The organism is Rhizobium sp. LC145 (assembly GCF_001005825.1).
Taxonomy (GTDB): domain Bacteria; phylum Pseudomonadota; class Alphaproteobacteria; order Rhizobiales; family Rhizobiaceae; genus Neorhizobium.
The window spans coordinates 335,415-358,456 of record NZ_LBHV01000003.1 but is presented as its reverse complement, the minus strand read 5'-3'; the positions used below and the strand labels follow the sequence as shown (position 1 = coordinate 358,456).

Genomic DNA, 23,042 nt, shown 5'->3' with positions numbered 1-23,042 from the left:
CCGGAAAAGGGAGAAGGACATGGCCGATTTCGATCTCGTGCTGCAGGGAACCGTGGTCCTTCCCGATCGGATCGTCGAAGCTGGCTATGTGGCAGTCAGCGACGGCAAGGTGGCCCAGATCGGCTTAGGCGTGCCGCCGGCTGCCCGCGACCGCCACCTGCTCGGCAGAGCGCTGATCCTGCCGGGCGCGATCGACGCCCAGGTGCATTCGCTCTCGCAGAAGGACCAGGAGGATTTCATCTGGTCCACCCGCTCGGCGGCAGCGGGCGGCGTCACCACGATCGTCGACATGCCCTATGACGAAGGCGACCTCGTCTGCTCGGCCGACGCGGTCAAGCGGAAGATCGCCCATGCGGGCGCGCAGGCTCGGGTCGATTTCGCCCTCTACGGCACGATCGATCCCGAAGAAGGGCCTATCCGCATTCAGGAGATGGTGGAGGCGGGCGTCGCAGCCTTCAAGTTCTCCACATTCGGCACCGATCCGAAGCGGTTTCCGCGCATTCCGCCCGCCCTGCTCGACGCCTGCTTCACGACGATCGCGCCAACGGGCCTGACGGCCGGCGTGCACAACGAGGATGACGAAGCCGTCCGCGCCTATATGGCGACCGTGAAGGCAAGCGGGATCACCGATTGGCGGGCGCATGGCCTTTCCCGTCCGCCGATCACCGAGCTTCTGGCCATGCACACCATCTTCGAAACGGGTGCCGAGACCGGGTGCCCGGCGCATGTGGTGCATTGTTCGCTCGGGCGCGGCTATGACATCGCCGCCGCCTACCGCCGCGACGGCTTTGCCGCCACGGTGGAATGCTGCATCCACTACCTGACGCTGGACGAGGAAAACGACGTTCAGCGATTGGGCGGCAAGGCGAAGATCAATCCGCCCATCCGGCCGCGCGCCGAGGTGGAGACGCTGTGGCGCAAGATTTCCGAGGGCAAGGTCTGGCTGGTCTCCACCGACCATGTGAGCTGGTCGGAGAACCGCAAGAACGATCCCGACATGCTGAAGAACGCCTCCGGCGTGCCGGGGCTCGAAGCCATGGTGCCGCTCTTCGTGAAAGGCGCTCTGGAACGCGGCATTCCGCTCACCTGGGCGGCGAGGCTGATGGCGGAGAACCCGGCGAGGCACTTTCGCCTCGATCATGTGAAGGGGGCGCTCACCGTCGGGCGCGATGCGGATATCGTCGTACTCCTGCCCAGGGAAAAGATTTATGATGCGGCGGCCAGCGGCAACAATGTCGTCGGATGGAGCCCCTATAACGGCATAGTCCTGCCCTTTACGGTCGCGGCGACCTATCTGCGCGGCAAGCTCGTCTGCGAGGACGGGAAAGTGCTTGCCAAACCCGGCAGCGGGCGTTTCCAGCGGCCGCCGCGCCAACATATTCTGACAGGAGAAACAGCTTGAGCAGGAACCTGCCCGTAGAGGCCGCGCGGATCGGCGCCGACATCGATGCGCTCGCAAGGATCACCGAACCCGCGCGCCCCTGGACGCGCCGCGCCTTCTCGCCGCTCTTCCTTGAAGGCCGGGCCTATCTCGAACGGCAGATGAAGGCGGCCGGCCTTACGACGCGCATCGACCCCGCCGGCAATCTCATCGGACGGCGGGAGGGTCGGGTCTCGGGCAAGGGCACGCTGATGCTCGGCTCCCATTCCGATACGGTTCCGGACGGCGGCCGCTTCGACGGCATTGCGGGGATGGCCGCCGCGCTGGAGGTCGCGCGCGCGCTTTCCGACAGGGGAATCGAGCTCGACCACGACCTCGAGATCATCGATTTCCTTGCGGAAGAAGTGAGCATTTTCGGCGTTTCCTGCATCGGCAGCCGCGGCATGACCGGGCAACGGCCGGAGGCCTGGCTTTCCCGGACGGCGGAGGGGCGAAGCCTTGCGGGCGGAATCAGCCAGGTGGGCGGCGATGCTTCCGTTACCGAAGTGCGCACCGATCTCAGAGGTTTTCTCGAACTGCATATCGAGCAGGGGCCGGTGCTGGAACGGGAAGCCATCGATATCGGCGTGGTTACCGCCATTTCCGGCATCACGCGCATCGAGATCATCGTGGAAGGGCGCGCCGACCATGCCGGCACAACGCCGATGACCAACCGGGCGGATGCGCTGGTGGCGGCCTCCGAGATCGTGCTGGACGTGCAGCAGGCCGCACTTTCCATGTCGCGATCGCCGGGACATTTTACCGCGACGGTCGGCGAATTCCAGATCGAGCCGAACGCCGCCAATGTCGTTCCCTCCAGGGTGAGGATGCTGATCGACGCGCGCGCCGAAATCCGCGAGGACATGGAAAGCTTCTGCGCGTTTATCGACGATACCGCAGAGCGCGCGGCCGAGAAATGGGGCGTGACGATCGCCGCTCCGGTGCGCATCTCCGACGTCGCCGCGAGCCCTTGCGACGAGCGGTTGATCGATATCCTCGAGGCAGCCGCCGACGAGTGCGGCATCAGCCATCGGCGCATGGCCTCGGGCGCCGGACACGACACGGCATGGATCGCCAAGGTTGCTCCCGCCGCGATGATCTTCGTGCCCTGCAAGGAAGGGCGAAGCCACTGCGCCGAGGAATGGGCGGAGATAGACGACATCGCGCTCGGTGCCGCCGTGCTGTTCGAAGCGGTGCTGCGGATGGATAAAGGCCAGGAGAGCTGACATGGGACGCATACTGGTGGAGAAGGATGTGGAGGCCGCAGTGAAGGGCGGCTCGGTCTATGCCGCCGGCGGCGGCGGATGGGCCGATCACGGCCGGATGCTGGGCTATGCCGCCGTCTCGATCGGCAAACCGGAACTGGTGGCCGTGGAGGAACTGAAGGACGACGACTGGATCGCTACCGCCGCGGCGATCGGCGCGCCTGCCTCGACCACGCCCTGGGAAATGCGCGGCGTCGATTACGTCCGTGCGGTGCAGATCCTGCAGGAGACGCTCAGCGAGAAGCTTTCCGGTTTGATGATCGGCCAGAACGGCCGCTCTTCGACGCTGAACGGCTGGCTGCCCGCGGCCGTTTTGGGCATGAAGGTGGTGGATGCCGTGGGAGACGTGCGCGCGCACCCGACCGGAGACATGGGCTCGATCGGCATGGCGGGATCGCCGGAACCGATGATCCAGACCGCCGTCGGCGGCAACCGCTCGGAGAACCGCTATATCGAGTTGGTGATCCGCGGCGCGACGGCCAAGATCTCGCCGGTGCTGCGCGCGGCGGCAGACCAGTCGGGCGGCTTCATCGCTTCCTGCCGCAACCCGCTGCGCGCCTCCTATGTACGCACCCATGCGGCGCTCGGCGGGATTTCCCTTGCGCTAGCACTCGGCGAGGCGATCATCGAAGCCGAAAAGAAGAACGGCCATGCCGTGATCGACGCCATCTGCGAAACGACCGGCGGTCACATTCTCGCAGAGGGCGAAATCGCCGCCAAGGATGTCGTTTATACGAGCGAAGCCTTCGATATCGGCACGATCACCGTCGGCTCCGGCGACAAGGCCGTGACCATGCATGTGATGAACGAATACATGGCGGTGGACGATGCGGGCGGAAACCGCCTTGCCACCTTCCCCTCCGTCATCACCACGCTATCGCCGGAAGGCGAACCTTTGAGCGTCGGCCAGCTTTCGGCGGGCATGAAGGTCCATATCCTGCACGTGCCGAAGGAGATCATCCCGCTTTCGGCGAGCGTCCTCGACCCGACCGTCTATCCTTCGGTGGAGAAGGCCATGGGCATCGAGATCGCAAGGTATGCTCTCGGTAATAACAAGAGCCCCTCACCCTAGCCCTCTCCCCGCCTACGGGGAGAGGGGACCTACCCCGCGGAACGTCGAAGATGGCAGGCCGGAACGGCATATTCCTTCTCCCCGCGCGCGGGGAGAAGGTGGCGGCAGCCGGATGAGGGGCAATTTCTGGAGGAAGACCATGCCGAAACCGAATCCGCGTCATCCCAACTTCCCCATTCCCGGCGGTCCCGAACTGCGCGCCAAGGGCTGGCGGCAGGAGGCGCTGCTGAGGCTGCTCGAGAACGTGCTGGCTGTCGGCGAAGACCCGGACAATCTCGTGGTCTATGCAGCGCTCGGCAAGGCGGCGCGCAACTGGGCGGCGCACAAGGGCATCGTCGAGGCGCTGGCCACGATGGAGGAAGACCAGACGCTGCTGATCCAATCCGGCAAGCCGGTGGGACTCGTCAGGACGCATGCGAAGGCGCCGCTCGTCATCATGGCCAACTGCAACATCGTCGGCCAATGGGCGAAGGCGGAATATTTCTACGAGCTGGAGCGGAAAGGGCTGATCTGCTGGGGTGGGCTGACTGCGGGCGCCTGGCAGTATATCGGCAGCCAGGGCGTCATCCAGGGCACCTACGAGATCTTCATGCGGATCGCCGAGAAACGCTTCGGCGGCGATCTCGCCGGCCGTTTCATCCTGACCGCCGGGCTCGGCGGCATGGGCGGGGCGCAGCCACTCGCCGGCCGAATGGCGGGCGCGGCGATCCTCTGCATCGACATCGACCCGGAGCGGGCGAAAAAGCGCAAGGAGATCGGCTATCTGGACGAAATCGCGTCCAACCTCGACGCCGCCCTCGCCGCCATTGCCGAGGCGACAAAAGGTAAGCGGGCGCTTTCAGTCGGGCTTGTCGGCAATGCCGCCGACATTTATCCCGAGATCGTGCGCCGCGGCATCGTGCCGGATATCGTCACCGACCAGACCTCGGCGCACGACCTCGTCTACGGCTATGTGCCGAAGGGCATGAGCCTCGAGACGGTGCGCAGCCTCCGGAAAGACGGACAAGGCCAGCTCATGGCCGCAAGCCGCGCCTCGATCGTGGATCACGTGCAGGCGATGCTCGATTTCCAGCAAGCCGGCTCGGAAGTGTTCGACAACGGCAACCTGATCCGCACCCAGGCCAGGCAAGGGGGCGTGGAGAACGCTTTCGACATCCCGATCTTCACCGAAGCCTATCTCAGGCCGCTCTTTGCCCGCGCCATCGGTCCCTTCCGCTGGATGGCGCTTTCGGGCGAGGAAAGCGACATCGCCCGGATCGACGATCTGCTGATCGAGATGTTCCCGGACAACCGGATCATCACCAACTGGGTGCGGCTGGCGCGGGATAACATACCTTTCGAGGGCCTGCCGGCGCGCATCGCATGGCTCGGGCATGGCGAGCGGACGGCTCTGGCGCGGCGCGTCAACGAGCTGGTTGCAAGCGGCGAGATCAAGGGATCGATCGCCTTTTCGCGCGATCATCTCGATGCCGGTGCGATGGCGCATCCCAACATCATGACCGAGCGGATGAAGGACGGGTCGGATGCGATCGCCGACTGGCCGCTGCTCGACGCGATGATGCTCTGCTCTTCCATGGCCGATCTCGTGGTGGTGCATTCCGGCGGCGGCGGCTACGCCGGCTACATGACGAGCTGCGGCGTGACGGTGGTGGCGGATGGCACCCGGCAAGCGGACGAGCGGCTCGACCACGCGCTTACCAACGACACCGCGCTCGGCGTCATCCGCTATGCCGATGCCGGATACGAGGAGGCGCTGGACGAGGTTGCAAAGAAGGACGTTCCCTATATCCGCCCCTCTTGACGCGGCCTTCATTTCGCCCTGTTCTTAATTCTCTGTTAAGGAATACATTCCTTCCGGAGAGTTGCCATGGCGCTTGGCGCTTCGCATCGCTTGCACGACGGTGTTGCCGCCGTCGAGACCATGACGCGTTTTGCGCTCGCCGTCCTGGCGCTCGCATCCGGCGTCTACACCTATCTCGGGGTGCGCAGCCTCCTCGACGGATCGCCGATGGCGGTCTTCTTCGCGGCGATCATCTATTCCGCCTCGGTCTCGGTGGCGATCTACGCCTTCTGGTCCTACATGGCGCGCTTCTACCCGCATGTGACGGGGCCGGCGGCGCGCGGGGCCATGCTCGGCGTCATGGCGCTCGGCTGCGCGATGATCATCGCCATGTCGAGCTGGCTGAACGCGGCCGCACTCGCGGGCTCGGCGGCGCTCGAACAGCATCTTGCCGAAACGCTGGAAGATTACACGGCCGATCTCGACAAGGCGCATCAGAACGCGCTTGCCGCACAAAGCCTGCTGCCGGACATTCAGCGCACTTCCGAACGCTTTGCCCGGCTTGCCGAGGATGAACGGCAGTCCGGCGCGCTGACGGGCACCACCGGCTCGGGAAGCGTGGTGCAGCTTCTCTCGCAGATGTCCTCCCAACTTCGCGAGCTGGAAACCGGCATTGCCGCTTCCCGCGAGCGCGTGACGACGCTGTTCGATCAGGGCCGCAAGCATCTGGAAACCATGCGCACCCTGGTTTCCGCGCCGGGCGCGATCGCACCGCGGGCCGACCAGTTTTCCGCCGAGGTGGTAACGCTGACCGGCGTCATCGGCTCGCTGCAGCAGACCTCGATCGCGCCTTCCGTGAAGCGGGCGGCAGAGGACCTTTCGCTCGGCTTCATCGCCCCGGTGGCGGACGGGCGCGAGGCCGATCTCGCCAACCGGCAGGACCAGGTGATGGAGACGATCCGCGCCTCTGTGGCCGCGCAATCCAGGGTTCTCTCGCAGGCCGCCGACGAGATCCTGGCGCAGGAGCCGGTGGCGGAACGCCGCTTCGTGCCGCTTTCCTCGGCCGAGGCCGTGCTGCGCTATGCGGCCGATTTCATTCCCGCCTGGGCCGGCGCGATTTCGATCGACCTCCTGCCCGCCGTGCTGGTCTTCATCCTCGCGGTCGTGCATGGCGCGATCCGCCGGCAGGAAGAGCGGCTTCCCTTCGCCCAGCGGATCACCGCCGCGGAACTTCTGGAGGCTCTGGAGGTCCAGCGGGCGCTCGGACGCAACGATATCGACCTGAAGGAAGCAATTGCCGGCCTGGAGAATGGCGAACCCCACGGGGTCAACAACATCACCAGCCTCGACCTGAAATCGCCTAGAGCGGGTCCGCCCGCGTGAGGCCGCTCACCGCCCTCGCCCGCCTCAAGGCCGCGTTTCTTTCGACCGACGACGGGACGCTGATGCGCCATGCCTTCCTGACGCTGCTCGGCGCTTCGGCCATCTTCGTGGTGATCGATTTCCGCGAGATCAGCGTCATGAATGCCGCCCTTCCCGGCCATGACCCGATGCGGACCGGCCAGCCCGTGCTGCCACCCGCCTTGACCGAGGGCGTGCCGAACGCACCGCCGGTGCAGCCGGCAAGCGCGCCGGAGGTGTTGCGCCAGCCGATACGGTTCGAGCTCCTTTCCGGCGGCGTGCTGCTGGCCGAAGGCTCCATCGAGCCTGGTGCTGCGGACCGTTTCGCCAAGGAGATCGAGGCGCGCGGCGAATATGTGAAGATGGTTTCGCTCAACTCTCCCGGCGGTTCGGTGGACGATGCGATCGCCATGTCGAAACTGATCCGGGAAAGGCAGCTCGGCACGCGGGTCGCTTCCGAGGCGCTCTGCGCCTCGTCCTGCCCTATCGTTTTCGCGGGCGGCGTTTCCCGCATGGCGGAAAAAGACGCGGTGATCGGCGTGCACCAGGTCTTCAACGGCGGCACGGAGCGCCCCTCTCCCGAGCAGGCGATGGCGAGCGCGCAGGCAACCACGGCAAGGGTCGCCCGGCACCTCGACGAGATGGGGATCGGGGCGCAGCTCTGGATCAACGCGCTGGAAACGCCGCCCGACCGGCTCTACTACCTGACGCCCGCCGAAATGGCGGAATTCAAGCTGACGACCGAGCCGGTCGCGACGGCCGAGAAGACGGATTAGCCCTTTTCCTCGCGCTCGCAAAAGGTGATGCGGTTGCTGAACGGGTCCGTGACGGAAACCTCCAGTCCCCACGGCGCCTGTTCGAGACCCGGCTTCATATAGGGGTAATTCTTGCCAGTCAGTTCCTTCTGGAAGGCGCGGGCTCCCGTCATGGGCACGAAGACGCGGGCGCCGGGCGAGGCATCGCCCGCATGCTCACTCAAGTGCATCAGCATGCCGCTTCTGGATATCTGGCAGTAGAGCGGGAAATTCTCACCGAACCGATGCTCCCAATCCACCTGGAAGCCTAGGAAATCACAGTAGAATTCCATCGCCTTTTCGACGGAGAAAATCCGGAAGATAGAGATCGCCGGCTGTATGGTTACCGCCTCCGGTTTCCGCTCGTCGGCGGCATCGATCTTTGCCGAGAGAATATTCCAATCGTCATAGCCGAACTGGGTGGCCACAAGCTCCAGCGCCTGGCTATGCGTAACCGACAGGTTACGCTCGGCAAGTGCCTCGCGGAGGGATTTGGCCATAAGCTTCGCATCGCGGAAATCGCGCATCTCTTCATCCTTTCGACGGACGAACGGCAAAATCAGTGCCCGTATTGCCGATCCGTTCGTCATCGTTCGCCAAAGGCAAGGACGAGAGGCGGTTGAGATGCATTCACCTGAGCTCGAAGCCGCGGGCGGCTGGCTGCATCCGGCCGGCCGGCAAGCTATCCCAAACGGGCGCGGCAGACAAGCCGGTTCGGCGCGGTTGCGGATCGCGATTGCATGTCCTTCGCCAAAGGCTTAGCTTCCGGCGCAACAGAGCGCCAATGGCGGGTGAGACATGGATCTTTCGGGAAAACGCATTCTTCTGATCATCTCGGGCGGGATCGCCGCCTATAAGAGCCTTGATCTCATCCGGCGGCTGCGCGAACGCGGCGCAACCGTTCGCCCGGCGATGACGGCCGCGGCGCAGGAATTCATCACGCCGCTTGCCGTCGGGGCACTGGCCTCCGACCATGTCTATACGGACCTCTTTTCCCGCGAGGACGAGCAGGACGTCGGCCATATCAGGCTTGCGCGCGACTGCGACCTGGTGCTCGTGGCGCCGGCGACCGCCGACCTGATGGCGAAGATGGCGCATGGCCTGGCGGACGATCTTGCCAGCGCCGTGCTGCTTGCGACCGACCGGCCGGTGCTGATAGCGCCTGCGATGAACCCGAAGATGTGGACGGCTGCCGCCACGCAGCGCAATGTCAAAACGCTGAAGGCCGATGGCGTGCATTTCGTCGGCCCAACCTCCGGCGAGATGGCCGAAGGCAACGAGGCTGGCCTTGGCCGGATGGCCGAGCCACTGGACATAGTGGCAGCGGCCATCGCGTTGCTCGGAGAGGGAGAGCGGCCGCTTGCCGGCAGGACCGCCATCGTCACCTCCGGCCCCACCCACGAGCCCATCGACCCGGTGCGCTACATCGCCAACCGTTCCTCCGGCCGGCAGGGACATGCGATCGCAGCGGCGCTCGCAAGGCTCGGCGCCGACGTGACGCTGGTTTCCGGACCTGTCACCATTCCCGACCCGGCAGGCGTGACGACGGTGCATGTGGAGCGCGCGGAGGAGATGCGCGATGCCGTGGTCTCCCGCCTGCCAGCCGATATCGCCGTCATGGTGGCCGCGGTCGCGGACTGGCGAGTGGCCTCCTCCTCCGGACAGAAGATCAAGAAACAGGCGGGCGAAGCCCCGGCGCCGCTTCAACTCGCGGAAAACCCTGATATCCTCAAGACCGTCGGCCATCACGAGGAGCGCCCGAAACTGGTGGTCGGCTTCGCGGCGGAGACCCAGGATGTCGAGAAAAACGGGCGCGCCAAGCTTACCCGCAAGGGCGCGGACCTGATCGTCGCCAACGACGTTTCTCCCGGAACAGGCATCATGGGGGGAGACCGGAACCGGGTGAAGATCATCAGCGCTGCGGGGATCGAGGAATGGCCCGATCTTTCCAAGGACGAGGTGGCCGAAAGGCTCGCCCGGCTCATCGCGGAGCGGCTGAAATGAACCTCTTCGAGCGCAAAGGCTTCGACGCCTTCGTGACCAGCCTTCCCGGCACGTCGTTTGTCGACCAGTGGGACAGCCATGTCGCCAAGGTGGGCGACAAGGTCTTCACCCTTCTTTCCGGCGAGGGCGCCGATGCACGAGTGGTGGCGAAATGCCCCGAGGAAAGCTTCGAGATATTGACCGCCCTCGACGGTATCCGCCAGGCCCCTTATTTCGCCAAACGGAAATGGGTGGAGATCGCCAGTTCCTCGCCACTTTCAGAGGATGAACTGAGGCACTATCTCACCCGCTCCTACGAGTTGGTGGCAGCCGGTCTCACCAAAAAGCTGAGGCAGGAGCTGGGGATCAGGCTATCTTCCTGACGTCGGAGGCAAGCCCCGCTCTATCCGGCTCGAAGGCCGAGACCTCTACGCCTTCGTCGCTCACCATGATCGCGCTGCCGTCCGGAATCTCCATCCAGGTATCGGCCTCATCGTTCAAGGGCTCGGAAACGAGGCAATAGCCGGACTTTCCACCGATCGGGGCAGCATAGAGCGTCGGCGGCTTGCGGTCGGTGGCATAGCGCACGGCGTAAAGCTGCCTGCCATCCGAAAAAGCAGCCGTGAAGCGCACGAGGGCATGATCCAGATGTTCGCGCGAAAGGGCTTCGACCGCAGCGATCGCCCGCGCCGTAGCACCCAGAGGATCGTGTTCCAGGCCGAATTCCAGCGAAAGCAGGAAAAGCAATTCCGAATCGGTCGTGCCGGTGCGGGCATCGAAAAGCTCGTCTGAGAGCATCGCCTCCATGCGCCGGCGGATGCGCTCGAAACCGGAGATCTGGCCGTTATGCATGAAGGACCATGAGCCGTGCACGAAAGGATGGCAGTTGTCGCGCCGCGTGCCGCCGTTGGTGGCTGCCCGCACATGGGCGAGAAAGAGCGGCGAGCGTATCTGCCGCGCAAGGCTCTTCAGATTGCAATCCGACCATGCCGGCAGGATATCCCGATAGCGCCCTGGCTCGGACCGATCACCATACCACGCGATGCCGAAGCCATCGCCATTGGTGGCCGTCTTGGCGCGCGTGGCGCAATGGGACTGCTCGATCAGCGAGTGGGCAGGCGAGGATACAAGCTCTTCGAGATAGAGGGGAGCGCCGCGATAGGCTGCCCAACGGCACATGTTCGATCGACTCCATTAGAGCAAGAACGACTTGGGAGACAGGAGACAAGGCTTAGGCCAAATGGATAATGAAAGGTAAACCAGTGCTCTTCATGACCGCTTTCCGGCCCTTCCCCCAATCACGTTTTGCAACAGAACGTCAGATTGGAAGGGTTGCCAAGCGGGACACATGGCCTACATTGCCCATCATGTCGCATGAAGAACAGTCCAGTCAGGCCGGAGGCGTCGATCCCGAGCGGCCTCTCGAACAGTTCGTCTCGAAGATTGCCCTTGAGCCTGGCGCATGGGCTCTGTTCATGGATATAGACGGCACGCTCATCGATCTCGCAGAGAGACCGAATGCAGTCGCCGTACCACCCGATCTGCCGGAACATCTACACCTGGTTTCGGAATTTTTCGGCGGCGCGATGGCCCTGGTGACCGGCCGGGCGCTCGTCTATGCCGACAAGCTGTTTTCGCCCCATCGCTTCCCGATCGCCGGCCTGCACGGCACGGAGCGGCGGCGCGCCGACGGCGGCGTAGACCGGATCGAAATCACCGCCGATTTCGATCTCATCAAGGCGGACCTGACGCACGAGGCCCTCTCCTGGCCGGGCGTGCTGATCGAGGACAAGGGCGCGGCGATCGCCGCCCACTACCGGCAGGCGCCCGAGCGGCGGGAGGAGTTGGAAGCCGTCATGGCCCGCTATCTGAAACAGGCGGGGCCGGATTTCACGCTTCAGAACGGCAAGATGGTGGTGGAAATCCGCCCCTCGCATGCCAACAAGGGCAGCGCGCTCAAAGCCTTCCTGGACGAGCCGCCGTTTACCGGCCGGTTGCCGATCGCGATCGGCGACGACGTTACCGACGAGGCCATGTTCCGCGAGGCCAACGCGCTCGGCGGGCTGTCGATCCGCATCGGCGAGCCGGGAAGCGACACCGCCGCGCAATACCATCTTCCTTCCGCGGCCGCCTTGCGCCGCCTCCTCGCCGAGCTTGCCGAATGCGGCCGCCGAGCCCGGCCAGAGACAAAAGGAAAGAGCCTTTGAGCCGCCTGATCGTCGTTTCCAACCGGGTCACCGTTCCCGACAAGAGCGGCGCGGCGCCCGCCGGCGGGCTTGCCGTGGCGCTGAAGGCGGCGCTCGGGGAACGCGGCGGCATATGGATGGGATGGTCCGGAAAATCCAGCGGCGACAGGGAACCCGAAGCCCTGTCGCTTCAGACCCACGGCAACATCACCTACGCGCTGACCGACCTCACCGATACGGATGTCGAGGAATATTACCACGGTTTCGCCAACCGCGTGCTCTGGCCGATATGCCATTACCGGCTGGATCTCGCCGAATACGGGCGCAAGGAGATGGCGGGCTATTTCCGGGTCAACCGTTTCTTCGCGCAGCGGCTTGCCCCTATGCTCAAGGAAGACGACGTCATCTGGGTGCATGACTACCACATGATCCCGCTCGCCGCCGAGCTCAGGCAGATGGGATTCAAGAATCGCATCGGCTTCTTCCTGCACATCCCCTGGCCGCCGGCGGACGTGCTGTTCACCATGCCGGTGCACGAGGAGATCATGCGCGGGCTTTCCCGTTACGATCTCGTCGGTTTCCAGACCGATCACGACCTTGCCAATTTCGAAGGGGGACTGGTGCGGGAAGGCATCGCCGAATCCCTCGGCGACGGGAGGATATCCTCCTTCGGCCGAACCTTCCGGGGCGGCTTCTATCCGATCAGCATAGAGACGGCGGCCTTCGCGGACTATGCCCGCAGGGCTGCCAACAATGCACTGGTTCGCCGGGCGCGCCAGAGCATCGAGGGGCGCGATCTCATCATCGGCGTGGATCGGCTCGACTATTCCAAGGGCATAACGCAGCGCATCGATGCCTTCGAGCGCTTCATCAGGGCCAATCCCGCCCATCAGCATCGCGTCACCTATCTGCAGATCACGCCCAAATCCCGCTCCGAGGTGCCCGAATACGAGCAGATGCAGCGCACGGTCGCCGAACAGGCAGGCCGCGTGAACGGCGCCATCAGCGCCGTCGACTGGGTGCCGATCCGCTACATCAACCGCTCGATCAGCAGGCCCGTGCTGGCAGGGCTCTACCGGATGGCGAAAGTCGGTCTGGTGACGCCGCTGCGCGACGGGATGAACCTGGTGGCGAAGGAATATGTCGCGGCCCAGGACCCGGAAAACCCCGGCGTGCTGGTTCTTTCACGCTTTGCAGGCGCGGCACGCGAGCTGACGGGCGCATTGCTGGTCAACCCCTACGACATCGAGGGAACCGCCCATGCCATCGCCCGCGGGCTCAATATGCCGCTCGAGGAGCGGCAGGCGCGCTGGAAGCGGATGATGGACCATCTTCTCGAACACGATGTGATGCGCTGGTGCGACGACTTCCTGAAGGATCTGACCGCGCCTTAGGACCAATCGGCAAAGAGGCTCAACCGACGCCGGCTTCCGTCATCAGCCAGCCGCTCAGCCAGGATCCCAGGACGTTCTGCCGCTCGGGACGCAACAGCCAATAGCCGCGATCTGCGGCCTCAAGCTCGGGACCGGCCCTCGCCAGCATGCCGGTGGCGAGAAGGGCATCGACAAGGCCCATCCAGCCAAGCGCCAGCCCCTGTTCTCCCATCGCCGCCTGAATGACGAGCGAATAGGTGTTGAAGCTTATATCCCCCTGCCCGCCATGGACGCCGCGGTCGATGCCGTGGGCCGCAAAATAGCTGCGCCAGTCATGCCAGGGCGATGGAAACGCGGTATCGAGATGGACGAGGCGAGCGTGAGCGAGATCCGCCACGCCGTCGAAGGGGCCGTGACGCTCCAGAAATCCGCGCGTGCAGACCGGCACGACCTTTTCCGGCAGCAGGAGAATGCCGTTCCTTCCGTAATCCGCGCGCGTGCCGAAGACGACGGCCACCTCTCCATCCTCGGAAAGGTCGCGCTCCATGCGCTGGGTGGCGACGATCTGGATATCCATATCCGGATAGAGCAGGCGAAAACCGTGCATGCGGGGGATGAGCCAGAGGGAGGAGAAGGCGTAATCCGTCCTCAGGCGGATCGCCGGACGGTCGGTCTCGCTGCGGAAGCGGCGCGCAAGCTGATCGATCTCGCCGACGCTGCGCGAGACGACATCGAAAAGTCGCTCGCCCTCCGGCGTCATTTCCACGCCGCGATGCTGACGCCTGAACAGACGCACTCCCATCTGCTCCTCGATGCGGCGTATCTGATAGCTGACGGCAGGCTGCGTCAGGCCGAGAAGCCCCGCTGCCGCCGAAAGGCTGCCAGTGCGCCCGACCTCAGCGAAGATGCGCATCCATCCAAGATCAAGGGCGGGCTCTGCCATAAAGAATCCTTTGAGCAACTATCGAAAAAAGCCAGCTTCACATGGCAAAGGATAATGATGTTCAATAAAGCCATCAAATGCCAAAGAAGGGGAAAATACGATGACAGGAATTTCCGCAATCCGGCGTCTTGCCGCCGGGATTGTCTTCTCCGCCTTGACGATCGGCTCCGCCGCGGCGGCAGATGACGCATCCTGCAAGACCATTCGCCTTTCCGATCCCGGCTGGACCGACATCACCGCCACGAATGGCGTGACCAGCGTCATCCTGACCGCGCTCGGCTACGAGCCGGACGTCAAGACGCTCTCCGTCCCGATCGGCTACCAATCGATGAAGAACGGGGAGATCGACGTCTTCCTCGGCAACTGGATGCCGGCTCAGAAAGCGTTCATCGACGACCTGAATGCCGCCAAGGCGGCCGAGGTGCTTGCCAAGAACCTCGAAGGCGCGAAGTTCACGCTCGCGGTGCCCTCCTATGTCGCGGAAAAGGGCGTGAAGGATTTCGCCGATCTTCAGAAGCATGCCGACGAGTTCGGCAGCAAGATCTACGGCATCGAGCCCGGCGCGCCGGCGAACTCGAATATCCAGAAAATGATCGACGCCAACGACTTCGGACTGAAGGACTGGGAACTCGTGGAATCGGGCGAGCAGGCGATGCTGGCGCAGGTCGGGCGTGCCGAGAAGAGCGGGGAGTTCGTGGTCTTCCTCGCCTGGGCGCCGCACCCGATGAACGAGCAGTTCCAGATCGAATATCTCTCCGGCGGAGACGCCTATTTCGGTCCGAATTTCGGCGGCGCGGAAGTGTTCACGCTGGCGCGCACCGGCTGGCCGGAGAAGTGCCCCAATGCCGCGACGCTGTTCAAGAACCTGAAATTCGATATCAGCATGGAAAACGCGCTGATGGGCTCCATTCTCGGCGGCGAGGATGCCAAGGCTGCCGCGACCGCCTGGCTGAAAGCCAATCCGCAGGCGATCGAACCGTGGCTTGCCGGCGTCACCACTCTCGACGGCAAGCCGGCAGCCGATGCCGTGAAGGCTTCTCTCGGCCTTTAACCACATATCGCGATGCGCCCCCACGCGAGGGCGCATCGCCGCAATCATCAGGCCGCGCTTTTCACCTGGCCAAGCGCCTCATCAAGGCTTACATGGCCGAGGAACCCGCCGGTGGTCTTCGCCTCTTCCTGATGCTCAATGGCCCAGGCGAAACGAACCGCGGGATCTTCCTGTAGGCGCTCGTAGAGAGCGTTGAGGGCCGGGAACTTCCGCCGATCGACGACCTGGTGGAAATCATTCCAGCGGGCGATCCCCGCGAAATAGGCATCCGCAAAGCTTTTGCCGTCTCCGAGCAGCCATTGGCGTCCGGAGAGCAGCCGTTCGAGCGTCGCATGCACCTTTTCGACATTGGCGATGCCGTAGTCCCGCAGGGCCTGTTTGCGAGCCGGCTCCATCTCGTGCTCGGCCGTGTACCAGAGCGGGCTGAAGGCGCCGAAGAAGCTCGTGTTGAGGAAGGCGAGCATCTGGTTCAGCCGGTCGAACTTCTCCGTTCCCGGCGCGAAACCGAAACCCTTTTCGACCGAACGGGCGGCGATATGGTTGAGGATCGCCATGCTCTCGCTCATCAGGCGACCATCCGGCAGCATCAGGGACGGCGTCTCGCCCACCGGGTTGATGGGGCGGTAAACGTCGCTCGAAACCACATCCGGCATGCCGATGCGGTTCAGCCTGTAGGGCAGGCCGGACCATTCCAGCGCGACGATGGATCCGAAGGAGCAGCCTTCCGGCACGCCATAAAACAGGATCGGTGTCATTGTCTTCGTTCCTTTCAATATTGAACTGCGGTGACACCGGGAATATGTTTCCGTGGACGATAAATCGCTAGACAGAGAATTTGCATTGCAAAGTCTACATTTATGGAAGCTGGTGAATGTACGGCCTCAACCTCAACGACCTGCACTTCTTCGTCCAGGCAGTGGAGAACGGTAGCTTTTCCGCCGCCGCGCGGCTGCTCGGCGTTCCGAAATCGACGGTGAGCAAACGCGTGGCGGAACTGGAGGGCCGACTTGGAGTAAGGCTGATCCACCGCACCTCCCGCAGCTTCTCACTGACGGAGCTCGGCCGGGATTTCTTCCAGCATGCACGCGCGGCGATGATCGAGGCGGAAATGGCGGAGAGCCTGGTGCGCACGCATCTCGCCGAGCCGAGCGGCACCGTGCGGATGACGGCCGCCGTGCCGACGGCGCAGTTCGTGATCGCCCCTCACCTGCCGGAACTTGCGCGGCGTTATCCGAAGCTGCAGCTTTTCATCCATGTGACGGACCGCTTCGTCGATATCGTGCAGGAGGGCTTCGACATCGCCCTTCGCAGCCATCAAGCTCCGCTGCCGGACTCCACGCTGGTGCAGCGCAGGCTGGCGGTTCATCCCTTCTTCGTCGTGGCCTCGCCGGATTATCTCCGGCGACATGCGGCGCCTGCCCATCCGCAGGAGCTGGGAGAGCATGACGCCATCACCAGCGGCCTGTCTGACCTAGGGTGGCGTCTTACATCGGCGGATGGCGAAGAGGTTCGGATCGCCCCGAAACCGGTCATGGGCGCGGACGAGCCTTTCGTGATGCTGAAGGCGGCCGCGGCCGGGCTTGGCATCGCCTGCCTGCCGACATCGGTTTGCTGCGATGCGATCGCCGCCGGGGAGCTTACGCAACTGCTGCCCGGCTGGACTGCGGGAAGCATCACGACGACCATTCTGATGCCGCATCGGCGGGGGCAACTGCCCGCGGTGAGAGCCGTCGTGGAATTCCTTTGCGAGAAGCTCGACAAGGGCTAAAGCTAGAAATCCTTCATCGCATCCCACTCATAGCCGCGAGGCCCTATGACCATCGACCCCAGCCTTTCCCCCGAACGCATCGCCGAAGCCGAGACGCTGATCCGCCCGCATATCCGCCACACGCCGATCATGCGCATCGACATGCGGGATTTCGGTGCGGCGGCGCCCCGCGAGGTCGATTTGAAGCTCGAGTTCATGCAGCATTCCGGCTCGTTCAAGGCGCGCGGCGCCTTCACGAGCCTGCTCACCCGAGAGATTCCCGAGGCGGGCGTGGTCGCCGCATCGGGCGGCAACCATGGCGCTGCGGTTGCCTATGCTGCCATGCGGCTCGACGTGCCGGCGAAAATCTTCGTGCCGAGCGTCACCTCACCCGCCAAGGCGGAGCGCATCCGCTCCTATGGCGCGGATCTGGTGATCGGCGGCGACCGTTATGCGGATGCGCTGGCGGCGAGCGAGACTTATGTGGCGACAAGCGGTGCGCTTGCCATCCATGCCTATGACCAGGTGGAAACGCTCGTCGGCCAAGGCACGCTCGGCAAGGAAATCGAAGACGATCTGCCGCATATGACGACGCTGCTGGTCGCGGTCGGCGGCGGCGGGCTGATCGGCGGCATTGCCGCCTGGTTCCGCGGACGCGTGAAGATCGTGGCCGTAGAACCCGACGGCGCGCCGACGCTTCACGAGGCGTTCAAGGCGGGCAGCCCCGTGGATGCGCCGGCGGGCAGCATCGCGGCGGATTCGCTGGCTCCCAGGCAGATCGGCCAATTGATGTTTCCGCTGGCGCAGAAATACGTTCAGCCGCCGGTGCTGGTGACGGACGATGAGATCCTCGCCGCCCAGAAGGCGCTCTGGGCCGGCGCGCGCATCGTCGCGGAGCCCGGCGGGGCCACGGCTTTCGCTGCGCTGCTTTCGGGCAAGTACGTGCCCGGCACGGATGAGCGCGTGTGCGTGCTCGTCTGCGGCGCCAATACGACGGCAGTCAAGTTCGATTGAAAGTGGCGGAAAGAACCCCTCCCAAACCCCACAAAGGGGAGGGGTTTGGGAGGGGATTGATGTTATCGTGACGCTAAGCCGCCTTGGCGACGTGATATTCCTTGATGGCGGCCATTCTGATCGCCGGGTAGCGCTCGGCCTCATAGCGCAGCGAGAAACTATCCTGCGCCAGGAACACCGGATCGCCATCGAGATCACGGGCGATATCGCCACGCTTGACGGTCAGGAACTTTTCGAGCTCGGCCGGCTGGTCGGCCGAAATCCAGCGGCAGATGGAGAAGCGCGACATTTCGAAGGAGACCGGCAGGCCGTATTCGGCCATCAGGCGTTCCTTCAACACGTCCAGCTGCAGAGCGCCGACGACGCCGACGATTGCGGGCGAGCCATCTTCCGGAGAGAAGAGCTGCACGACCCCCTCCTCCGCCATCTGCTGCAGGGCTTCCTTGAGCTTCTTCGCCTTCATGGCATCCTCCAGCCGCACGCGGCGCAGGATTTCCGGCGAGAAGTTCGGCACGCCCTGGAAGACCAGCGGCTCGCCTTCGGTCAGCGTGTCGCCGATCCGGAGCGTTCCGTGGTTCGGGATGCCGACCACATCCCCCGCATAGGCCGTGTCCGCCAACTGGCGTTGCGAAGCGAAGAAGAATTGCGGCGCGGTGAGACCCAGCTGCTTGCCGGTGCGTGAAAGCCTCGCCTTCATACCGCGTTCCAGCTTGCCGGAGCAGACGCGCGCAAAGGCGATGCGGTCGCGGTGGTTCGGATCCATGTTCGCCTGGATCTTGAAGACGAAGGCCGTCATCTTGTCTTCGGACGCATGAACCTTGCGGATATCCGCCACCTGATCGCGCGGCGGCGGAGCGAAATCGCCAAGCGCGTTGATGAGATCGCGGACGCCGAAATTGCGCAGCGCCGAGCCGAAGAAGACCGGCGTCATGTGCCCTTCCAGGAAGGCCTGGCGATCGAACGGCCGGCAGGCTTCCATCGCAAGTTCCACCTCCTCGATAAAGGCGGCCCTTTCGTTTTCCGGAAGACGGTCCGCAACGCTCTGCGGGCCGTTGACCTTGGTGACCTCCACCTCGGTATCCGAGCCCCGCACGGTGTTGTCCGCCAGGTGGTAGGAACCGCAGAAGGTTTTCGAGCGGCCGATCGGCCAGGTGAGCGGCGCCGTATCGAGCGCCAGCTTTTCTTCCACCTCATCCAGGATTTCGAAAGGATCGCGGCTTTCGCGGTCCATCTTGTTGATGAAGGTGATGATCGGGATATCGCGCATGCGGCAGACTTCGAACAGCTTCAGCGTGCGCGGTTCGATGCCTTTTGCCGCGTCAATCACCATCACCGCCGCATCCACTGCCGTCAGCGTGCGGTAGGTATCGTCCGCGAAGTCTTCGTGGCCGGGCGTATCGAGAATGTTGAAGACATTGCCGTCATATTCGAACGTCATGACCGAGGTCACCACCGAGATGCCGCGCTCCCGCTCGATCTTCATCCAGTCGGAGCGGGTCTGCATGCGGTCTTTCTTCGCCTTCACCTCGCCGGCGAGCTGGATCGCCCCGCCGAACAGCAGCAGCTTTTCGGTGAGCGTGGTCTTGCCCGCGTCCGGATGGGCAATAATCGCGAATGTGCGGCGGCGGGATACCGCCTCGGCGAGACTTTCGGCCATGTCGATAAAAATCCTTTAGGTCGCGGCGTATCTAGCGATTTGAAGCCCGATATGCAAATGAGATTGCCGAAGACCAGGGAGATTCCATGCGCGATATCATCGGCCCCACGCTCAACCTCATCCGTCTGCCGCATGGAGCGGGGCTCGACCTCCCCTCCTACGAGACCAAGGGAGCCGCGGGCATGGACCTGCGCGCGGCGGTTGCCGAAGACCGGCCGACCATCATCCCGCCGGGGAAGCGGGCGCTGGTGCCGACCGGCTTCATCTTCGAGATTCCGGACGGTTTCGAGGCCCAGGTGCGGCCCCGCTCCGGACTTGCCTTCAAGCACGGCATCACCTGCCTCAACACGCCCGGCACGATCGACAGCGATTATCGCGGCGAGGTGAAGGTGCTGCTCGTCAATCTGGGCGAGGAGGATTTCACCATCACGCGCGGCATGCGCATTGCGCAGATGGTGATCGCGCCCGTGGTGCAGGCCCGCATTGCCGAGACCACCGAAGCGAGCACGACGACACGCGGTGCCGGCGGTTTCGGCTCGACCGGCGTCTAGCCGAGTTTTCCATCTTCCCAGTTTCCATGCGGCAGATGACCCGCTGGCATTCAGCGATGAGACGCTCTAGTTTCTTCGACGAAGCTGAGGGAGACCGTCATGACAGAGACCAGGAAGCCGGGCCGCGGCCGCATCTATTCCTCCATTACCGAAACCATCGGCGACACGCCGATCGTGCGGCTCGACAAGCTGGCGAAGGAAAAGGGCGTCAAGGCCCATCTTTTGGCGAAGCTCGAATTCTTCAATCCGATCGCCTCGGTGAAGGACCGCATCGGCGTGGCGATGATCGAGAGCCTGGAGGCCGAGGGCCGGATCGCACCCGGCCGCACGACGCTGATCGAGCCGACCTCCGGCAATACCGGCATCGCGCTTGCCTTCACGGCCGCCGCCAAAGGCTACAAGCTCATCCTGACGATGCCGGAAACCATGTCGATCGAACGGCGCAAGATGCTGGCACTGCTGGGCGCCGAACTGGTGCTGACCGAGGGCGCCAAAGGCATGAAGGGCGCAATCGCGAAAGCCGAGGAGCTGGTTTCCTCGCTGCCGGACGCCATCATCCCGCAGCAGTTCGAAAATCCGGCGAACCCGGACATCCACCGCAGGACGACGGCGGAAGAGATCTGGAACGATACCGAAGGCAAGATAGACATCCTCGTTTCCGGCATCGGGACGGGCGGTACGATAACCGGCGCCGGCCAGGTTCTCAAAGACCGCAACCCGAACCTCAAGGTGATCGCCGTCGAACCGGAGGAATCACCGGTACTTTCAGGCGGCCAGCCGGGCCCTCACAAGATCCAGGGGATCGGGGCAGGATTTGCGCCGAAAATCCTCGATACGACGATCTATGACGAGATCGTCACCGTCACCAGCGCGGAGGCCATGGAGATGGCACGCCTGGTCGCCAGGATCGAGGGTGTTCCGGTCGGCATCTCATCGGGCGCAGCACTCGTGGCGGCCGTCAAGGTCGGCAGCCGGAAGGAAAATGCCGGCAAGAACGTCGTCATCATTATCCCCTCGTTTGCGGAACGCTATCTTTCGACCGCATTGTTCGACGGGTTGGGTGGGTAGCGAATAGCGAATAGCGAATAGCGAATAGCGAATAGCGAATAGGATTTCTCAAGAAACTATCACGCGCAAGCGGCGGGAAAATTCTATTCGCTATTCGCCAATTACTATTCGCTTCTCAAATCCCCCCGCCGTCACCGCCAACCGCTCGCCGGCCATGCGATAGGAGATCGCTTCGGCGAGATGGATGCGGCCGACCGTATCCTTTCCGTCGAGGTCAGCCAGCGTGCGCGCCACCTTCAGCACACGGTGATAGCCCCGCGCCGAGAATTTCAGCTTTTCGGCCGCATCGCGCAGCAACTGCAGCCCGCTCGGATCGGGTTCAGCGATCTTCTCGATCAGCGCGGTCGAGCAGCGGGCATTGGTGGAAACCTGCGGCGCGCCGGCCCAGACGAAGCGTTCGCGTTGCCGCTCCCGCGCCGCGGCCACGCGTCTTGCGACATCGGCGCTCGCCTCGGCCGGCGCCGGCCGGATGAGATCCGCTGCGGAAACGGCCGGCACGTCGATGCGGATATCGATGCGGTCCATGAGAGGTCCCGAAATGCGGGCCTGATAGTCAGACATGCATTTCGGGCCGCGAGCGCAGGTGTGGCCGGGCTCGCCCGCCATGCCGCATCGGCAGGGGTTCATCGCGGCCACAAGCTGGATGCTCGCGGGATAGGAAACGCGGTGATTGGCTCTGGCGATCACACATTCTCCGGTTTCCAGCGGCTGGCGCAGTGCATCCAGCGCCTGCGGCGAAAACTCCGGAAACTCATCCAGGAAGAGAATACCATGGTGCGCGAGCGACGCCTCGCCCGGCTTGGCACGCAAGCCGCCGCCCACAAGCGCCGCCATGGTGGCCGAATGATGCGGCGTGCGATAGGGCCGGCGGTCCGACAGTTTGCCGCCCGAAAGCTGGCCGGCGATCGAATGTATCATCGAGACTTCGAGCAGTTCGGCAGCCGAAAGCGGCGGCAGGATCGAGGGAAGGCGGGCAGCCAGCATCGACTTGCCGGAACCGGGAGGACCTACCATCAGCAGGTTATGCCCGCCAGCGGCCGCGACTTCCAGCGCCCGCTTGGCGCTCTCCTGCCCTTTGATATCCGCCAGATCGGGAAGATTGGCGGGTGCCGCGCGGATCGCCGGCTGCGGGCGCGAAAGCACCTGCGTACCACGAAAATGATTGGCAAGCGCGATGAGACTGCGGGGCGCAAGAATATCTAAATCGGGACTGGCCCATGCAGCTTCCGCACCGCTGTCTGCCGGGCAGATGAACCCCTTGCCCATGGCGCTTGCGGCAATCGCGGCAGGAAGCGCGCCGGCCACCGGCGCCAAGGTTCCGTCAAGGTTCAATTCACCGATGACCATATAATCCGACAGCGCATCCGCCGGAATGGCTCCGAGCACCGCCATCAGCCCGAGCGCGATCGGCAGATCGAAATGCGAGCCCTCCTTGGGCAGGTCCGCAGGCGCCAGATTGACCGTCACCTTCTTCGGCGGCAATGCGAGACCGGAGGCATGAAGTGCGGCCTGCACCCGTTCCCGGCTTTCGGCCACAGCCTTATCCGGAAGGCCGACGATGGGCATCAGCATCTTGCCCGGCCCGACCATGACCTGAACTTCGACCGGAACGCCCTCAATTCCCAGAAATGCAACCGTGCTAACCCGCGCAACCATGTCCACCCCGCCCCATCAGGCGCGTGAGACGCGCCCTCGACAATGAATTCGCCGCATGTCCGGAGCAGCTAGCGGGATACG

At 64.0% G+C, this 23,042-nt stretch carries 21 protein-coding genes; 15 read left to right on the top strand and 6 right to left on the bottom strand.

Translation table 11 applies throughout. From position 1 onward, the window contains the following. Positions 1-19: 19 nt before the first annotated feature. The 6 genes from YH62_RS10085 to YH62_RS10060 all read left to right on the top strand — a co-directional run bounded on the left by YH62_RS10085 (position 20) and on the right by YH62_RS10060 (position 7,714). On the top strand, positions 20-1,402 hold the full coding sequence (locus YH62_RS10085) for an amidohydrolase family protein (protein WP_046794056.1): 1,383 nt from the start codon (positions 20-22) through the stop codon (positions 1,400-1,402). Further along, the gene (locus YH62_RS10080) at positions 1,399-2,646 is read left to right on the top strand and encodes a Zn-dependent hydrolase (RefSeq protein ID WP_046794055.1); all 1,248 of its coding nucleotides are present in this window, start codon (positions 1,399-1,401) and stop codon (positions 2,644-2,646) included. The genes YH62_RS10085 and YH62_RS10080 overlap by 4 nt, the downstream gene beginning before the upstream one ends. 1 nt (position 2,647) lies before the next feature. Then, on the top strand, positions 2,648-3,757 hold the full coding sequence (locus YH62_RS10075) for a DUF917 domain-containing protein (protein ID WP_046794054.1): 1,110 nt from the start codon (positions 2,648-2,650) through the stop codon (positions 3,755-3,757). 139 nt (positions 3,758-3,896) lie between these two features. After that, a complete protein-coding gene (locus YH62_RS10070) occupies positions 3,897-5,558 on the top strand; it encodes a urocanate hydratase (protein WP_046794332.1) in 1,662 nt (553 codons plus the stop codon). Between the two features lie 66 nt (positions 5,559-5,624). Next, positions 5,625-6,920, top strand: coding sequence for a hypothetical protein (locus YH62_RS10065; protein WP_046794053.1), 1,296 nt, complete (start codon positions 5,625-5,627; stop codon positions 6,918-6,920). 62 nt (positions 6,921-6,982) lie between these two features. Then, positions 6,983-7,714, top strand: coding sequence for a periplasmic protein (locus YH62_RS10060; protein WP_046794331.1), 732 nt, complete (start codon positions 6,983-6,985; stop codon positions 7,712-7,714). On the opposite strand, the gene YH62_RS10055 is transcribed toward YH62_RS10060, so the two are convergent. Further along, positions 7,711-8,259, bottom strand: coding sequence for a glyoxalase superfamily protein (locus tag YH62_RS10055; RefSeq protein WP_046794052.1), 549 nt, complete (start codon positions 8,257-8,259; stop codon positions 7,711-7,713). The two genes, YH62_RS10060 and YH62_RS10055, sit on opposite strands and share 4 nt — an antisense overlap. A gap of 271 nt (positions 8,260-8,530) precedes the next feature. Here YH62_RS10055 and coaBC point away from each other — a divergent pair, with 271 nt between their 5' ends. Continuing rightward, positions 8,531-9,736, top strand: coding sequence for a bifunctional phosphopantothenoylcysteine decarboxylase/phosphopantothenate--cysteine ligase CoaBC (gene coaBC / locus YH62_RS10050; RefSeq protein WP_046794051.1), 1,206 nt, complete (start codon positions 8,531-8,533; stop codon positions 9,734-9,736). Continuing rightward, positions 9,733-10,098: an MmcQ/YjbR family DNA-binding protein gene (locus YH62_RS10045; RefSeq protein WP_046794050.1), complete on the top strand. Its 366-nt coding sequence runs from the start codon at positions 9,733-9,735 to the stop codon at positions 10,096-10,098. Before coaBC ends, YH62_RS10045 begins: the two co-directional genes overlap by 4 nt. Here YH62_RS10045 and YH62_RS10040 read toward each other — a convergent pair. Continuing rightward, positions 10,082-10,894, bottom strand: a complete 813-nt coding sequence (locus YH62_RS10040; RefSeq protein WP_046794049.1) for a class II glutamine amidotransferase — start codon at positions 10,892-10,894, stop codon at positions 10,082-10,084. The two genes, YH62_RS10045 and YH62_RS10040, sit on opposite strands and share 17 nt — an antisense overlap. A 188-nt stretch (positions 10,895-11,082) precedes the next feature. Here YH62_RS10040 and otsB point away from each other — a divergent pair, with 188 nt between their 5' ends. Both otsB and otsA read left to right on the top strand, forming a co-directional pair. Further along, the gene (gene otsB / locus YH62_RS10035; RefSeq protein WP_046794330.1) at positions 11,083-11,922 is read left to right on the top strand and encodes a trehalose-phosphatase; all 840 of its coding nucleotides are present in this window, start codon (positions 11,083-11,085) and stop codon (positions 11,920-11,922) included. Continuing rightward, entirely contained in the window at positions 11,919-13,295 is a 1,377-nt protein-coding gene (gene otsA, locus YH62_RS10030; protein ID WP_046794048.1) for an alpha,alpha-trehalose-phosphate synthase (UDP-forming), read from the top strand. Before otsB ends, otsA begins: the two co-directional genes overlap by 4 nt. Before the next feature lie 19 nt (positions 13,296-13,314). Here otsA and YH62_RS10025 read toward each other — a convergent pair whose 3' ends face one another. Then, positions 13,315-14,217 carry a LysR family transcriptional regulator gene (locus YH62_RS10025; protein ID WP_046794047.1) on the bottom strand — a complete coding sequence of 301 codons (903 nt, stop codon included), beginning with the start codon at positions 14,215-14,217 and terminating at the stop codon, positions 13,315-13,317. A 100-nt stretch (positions 14,218-14,317) separates the two neighbouring features. On the opposite strand from YH62_RS10025, the gene YH62_RS10020 reads away from it, so the two are divergent. Further along, complete coding sequence (locus YH62_RS10020; RefSeq protein ID WP_046794046.1) at positions 14,318-15,268, top strand: choline ABC transporter substrate-binding protein; 951 nt, start codon at positions 14,318-14,320, stop codon at positions 15,266-15,268. Between the two features lie 47 nt (positions 15,269-15,315). On the opposite strand, the gene YH62_RS10015 is transcribed toward YH62_RS10020, so the two are convergent. Beyond that, positions 15,316-16,023 carry a glutathione S-transferase family protein gene (locus YH62_RS10015; protein WP_046794045.1) on the bottom strand — a complete coding sequence of 236 codons (708 nt, stop codon included), beginning with the start codon at positions 16,021-16,023 and terminating at the stop codon, positions 15,316-15,318. 116 nt (positions 16,024-16,139) lie between these two features. Between YH62_RS10015 and YH62_RS10010 the strand changes: the two genes are divergently transcribed. Beyond that, positions 16,140-17,036 (top strand): LysR substrate-binding domain-containing protein, encoded by an 897-nt coding sequence (locus tag YH62_RS10010; protein ID WP_046794044.1) that lies wholly within the window; start codon positions 16,140-16,142, stop codon positions 17,034-17,036. Between the two features lie 45 nt (positions 17,037-17,081). Next, positions 17,082-18,029 carry a threonine/serine dehydratase gene (locus YH62_RS10005; protein WP_046794043.1) on the top strand — a complete coding sequence of 316 codons (948 nt, stop codon included), beginning with the start codon at positions 17,082-17,084 and terminating at the stop codon, positions 18,027-18,029. Positions 18,030-18,102: 73 nt separating this feature from the next. Here the strand turns inward: YH62_RS10005 and YH62_RS10000 are convergent, their stop codons facing one another. Further along, positions 18,103-19,686, bottom strand: a complete 1,584-nt coding sequence (locus tag YH62_RS10000) for a peptide chain release factor 3 (RefSeq protein ID WP_046794042.1) — start codon at positions 19,684-19,686, stop codon at positions 18,103-18,105. An 86-nt stretch (positions 19,687-19,772) separates the two neighbouring features. Here YH62_RS10000 and dut point away from each other — a divergent pair, with 86 nt between their 5' ends. Both dut and cysK read left to right on the top strand, forming a co-directional pair. Next, on the top strand, positions 19,773-20,237 hold the full coding sequence (dut, locus tag YH62_RS09995) for a dUTP diphosphatase (protein WP_046794041.1): 465 nt from the start codon (positions 19,773-19,775) through the stop codon (positions 20,235-20,237). Positions 20,238-20,336: 99 nt separating this feature from the next. Beyond that, positions 20,337-21,305: a cysteine synthase A gene (gene cysK / locus YH62_RS09990; RefSeq protein ID WP_046794040.1), complete on the top strand. Its 969-nt coding sequence runs from the start codon at positions 20,337-20,339 to the stop codon at positions 21,303-21,305. A gap of 90 nt (positions 21,306-21,395) precedes the next feature. Here the strand turns inward: cysK and YH62_RS09985 are convergent, their stop codons facing one another. After that, on the bottom strand, positions 21,396-22,961 hold the full coding sequence (locus YH62_RS09985; RefSeq protein ID WP_046794039.1) for a YifB family Mg chelatase-like AAA ATPase: 1,566 nt from the start codon (positions 22,959-22,961) through the stop codon (positions 21,396-21,398). Positions 22,962-23,042: the final 81 nt, after the last annotated feature.

Excerpts from the sequence above, each read along its gene's own strand:
- YH62_RS10085 (WP_046794056.1), top strand. The coding sequence starts at position 20 with ATGGCCGATTTCGATCTCGTGCTGCAGGGAACCGTGGTCCTTCCCGAT.
- YH62_RS10075 (WP_046794054.1), top strand. The coding sequence starts at position 2,648 with ATGGGACGCATACTGGTGGAGAAGGATGTGGAGGCCGCAGTGAAGGGC.
- YH62_RS10070 (WP_046794332.1), top strand. The coding sequence starts at position 3,897 with ATGCCGAAACCGAATCCGCGTCATCCCAACTTCCCCATTCCCGGCGGT.
- YH62_RS10065 (WP_046794053.1), top strand. The coding sequence starts at position 5,625 with ATGGCGCTTGGCGCTTCGCATCGCTTGCACGACGGTGTTGCCGCCGTC.
- YH62_RS10060 (WP_046794331.1), top strand. The coding sequence starts at position 6,983 with ATGCGCCATGCCTTCCTGACGCTGCTCGGCGCTTCGGCCATCTTCGTG.
- YH62_RS10055 (WP_046794052.1), bottom strand. The coding sequence starts at position 8,259 with ATGCGCGATTTCCGCGATGCGAAGCTTATGGCCAAATCCCTCCGCGAG.
- coaBC (WP_046794051.1), top strand. The coding sequence starts at position 8,531 with ATGGATCTTTCGGGAAAACGCATTCTTCTGATCATCTCGGGCGGGATC.
- YH62_RS10045 (WP_046794050.1), top strand. The coding sequence starts at position 9,733 with ATGAACCTCTTCGAGCGCAAAGGCTTCGACGCCTTCGTGACCAGCCTT.
- YH62_RS10040 (WP_046794049.1), bottom strand. The coding sequence starts at position 10,894 with ATGTGCCGTTGGGCAGCCTATCGCGGCGCTCCCCTCTATCTCGAAGAG.
- otsB (WP_046794330.1), top strand. The coding sequence starts at position 11,083 with ATGTCGCATGAAGAACAGTCCAGTCAGGCCGGAGGCGTCGATCCCGAG.
- YH62_RS10025 (WP_046794047.1), bottom strand. The coding sequence starts at position 14,217 with ATGGCAGAGCCCGCCCTTGATCTTGGATGGATGCGCATCTTCGCTGAG.
- YH62_RS10020 (WP_046794046.1), top strand. The coding sequence starts at position 14,318 with ATGACAGGAATTTCCGCAATCCGGCGTCTTGCCGCCGGGATTGTCTTC.
- YH62_RS10015 (WP_046794045.1), bottom strand. The coding sequence starts at position 16,023 with ATGACACCGATCCTGTTTTATGGCGTGCCGGAAGGCTGCTCCTTCGGA.
- YH62_RS10010 (WP_046794044.1), top strand. The coding sequence starts at position 16,140 with ATGTACGGCCTCAACCTCAACGACCTGCACTTCTTCGTCCAGGCAGTG.
- YH62_RS10005 (WP_046794043.1), top strand. The coding sequence starts at position 17,082 with ATGACCATCGACCCCAGCCTTTCCCCCGAACGCATCGCCGAAGCCGAG.
- YH62_RS10000 (WP_046794042.1), bottom strand. The coding sequence starts at position 19,686 with ATGGCCGAAAGTCTCGCCGAGGCGGTATCCCGCCGCCGCACATTCGCG.
- dut (WP_046794041.1), top strand. The coding sequence starts at position 19,773 with ATGCGCGATATCATCGGCCCCACGCTCAACCTCATCCGTCTGCCGCAT.
- cysK (WP_046794040.1), top strand. The coding sequence starts at position 20,337 with ATGACAGAGACCAGGAAGCCGGGCCGCGGCCGCATCTATTCCTCCATT.
- YH62_RS09985 (WP_046794039.1), bottom strand. The coding sequence starts at position 22,961 with ATGGTTGCGCGGGTTAGCACGGTTGCATTTCTGGGAATTGAGGGCGTT.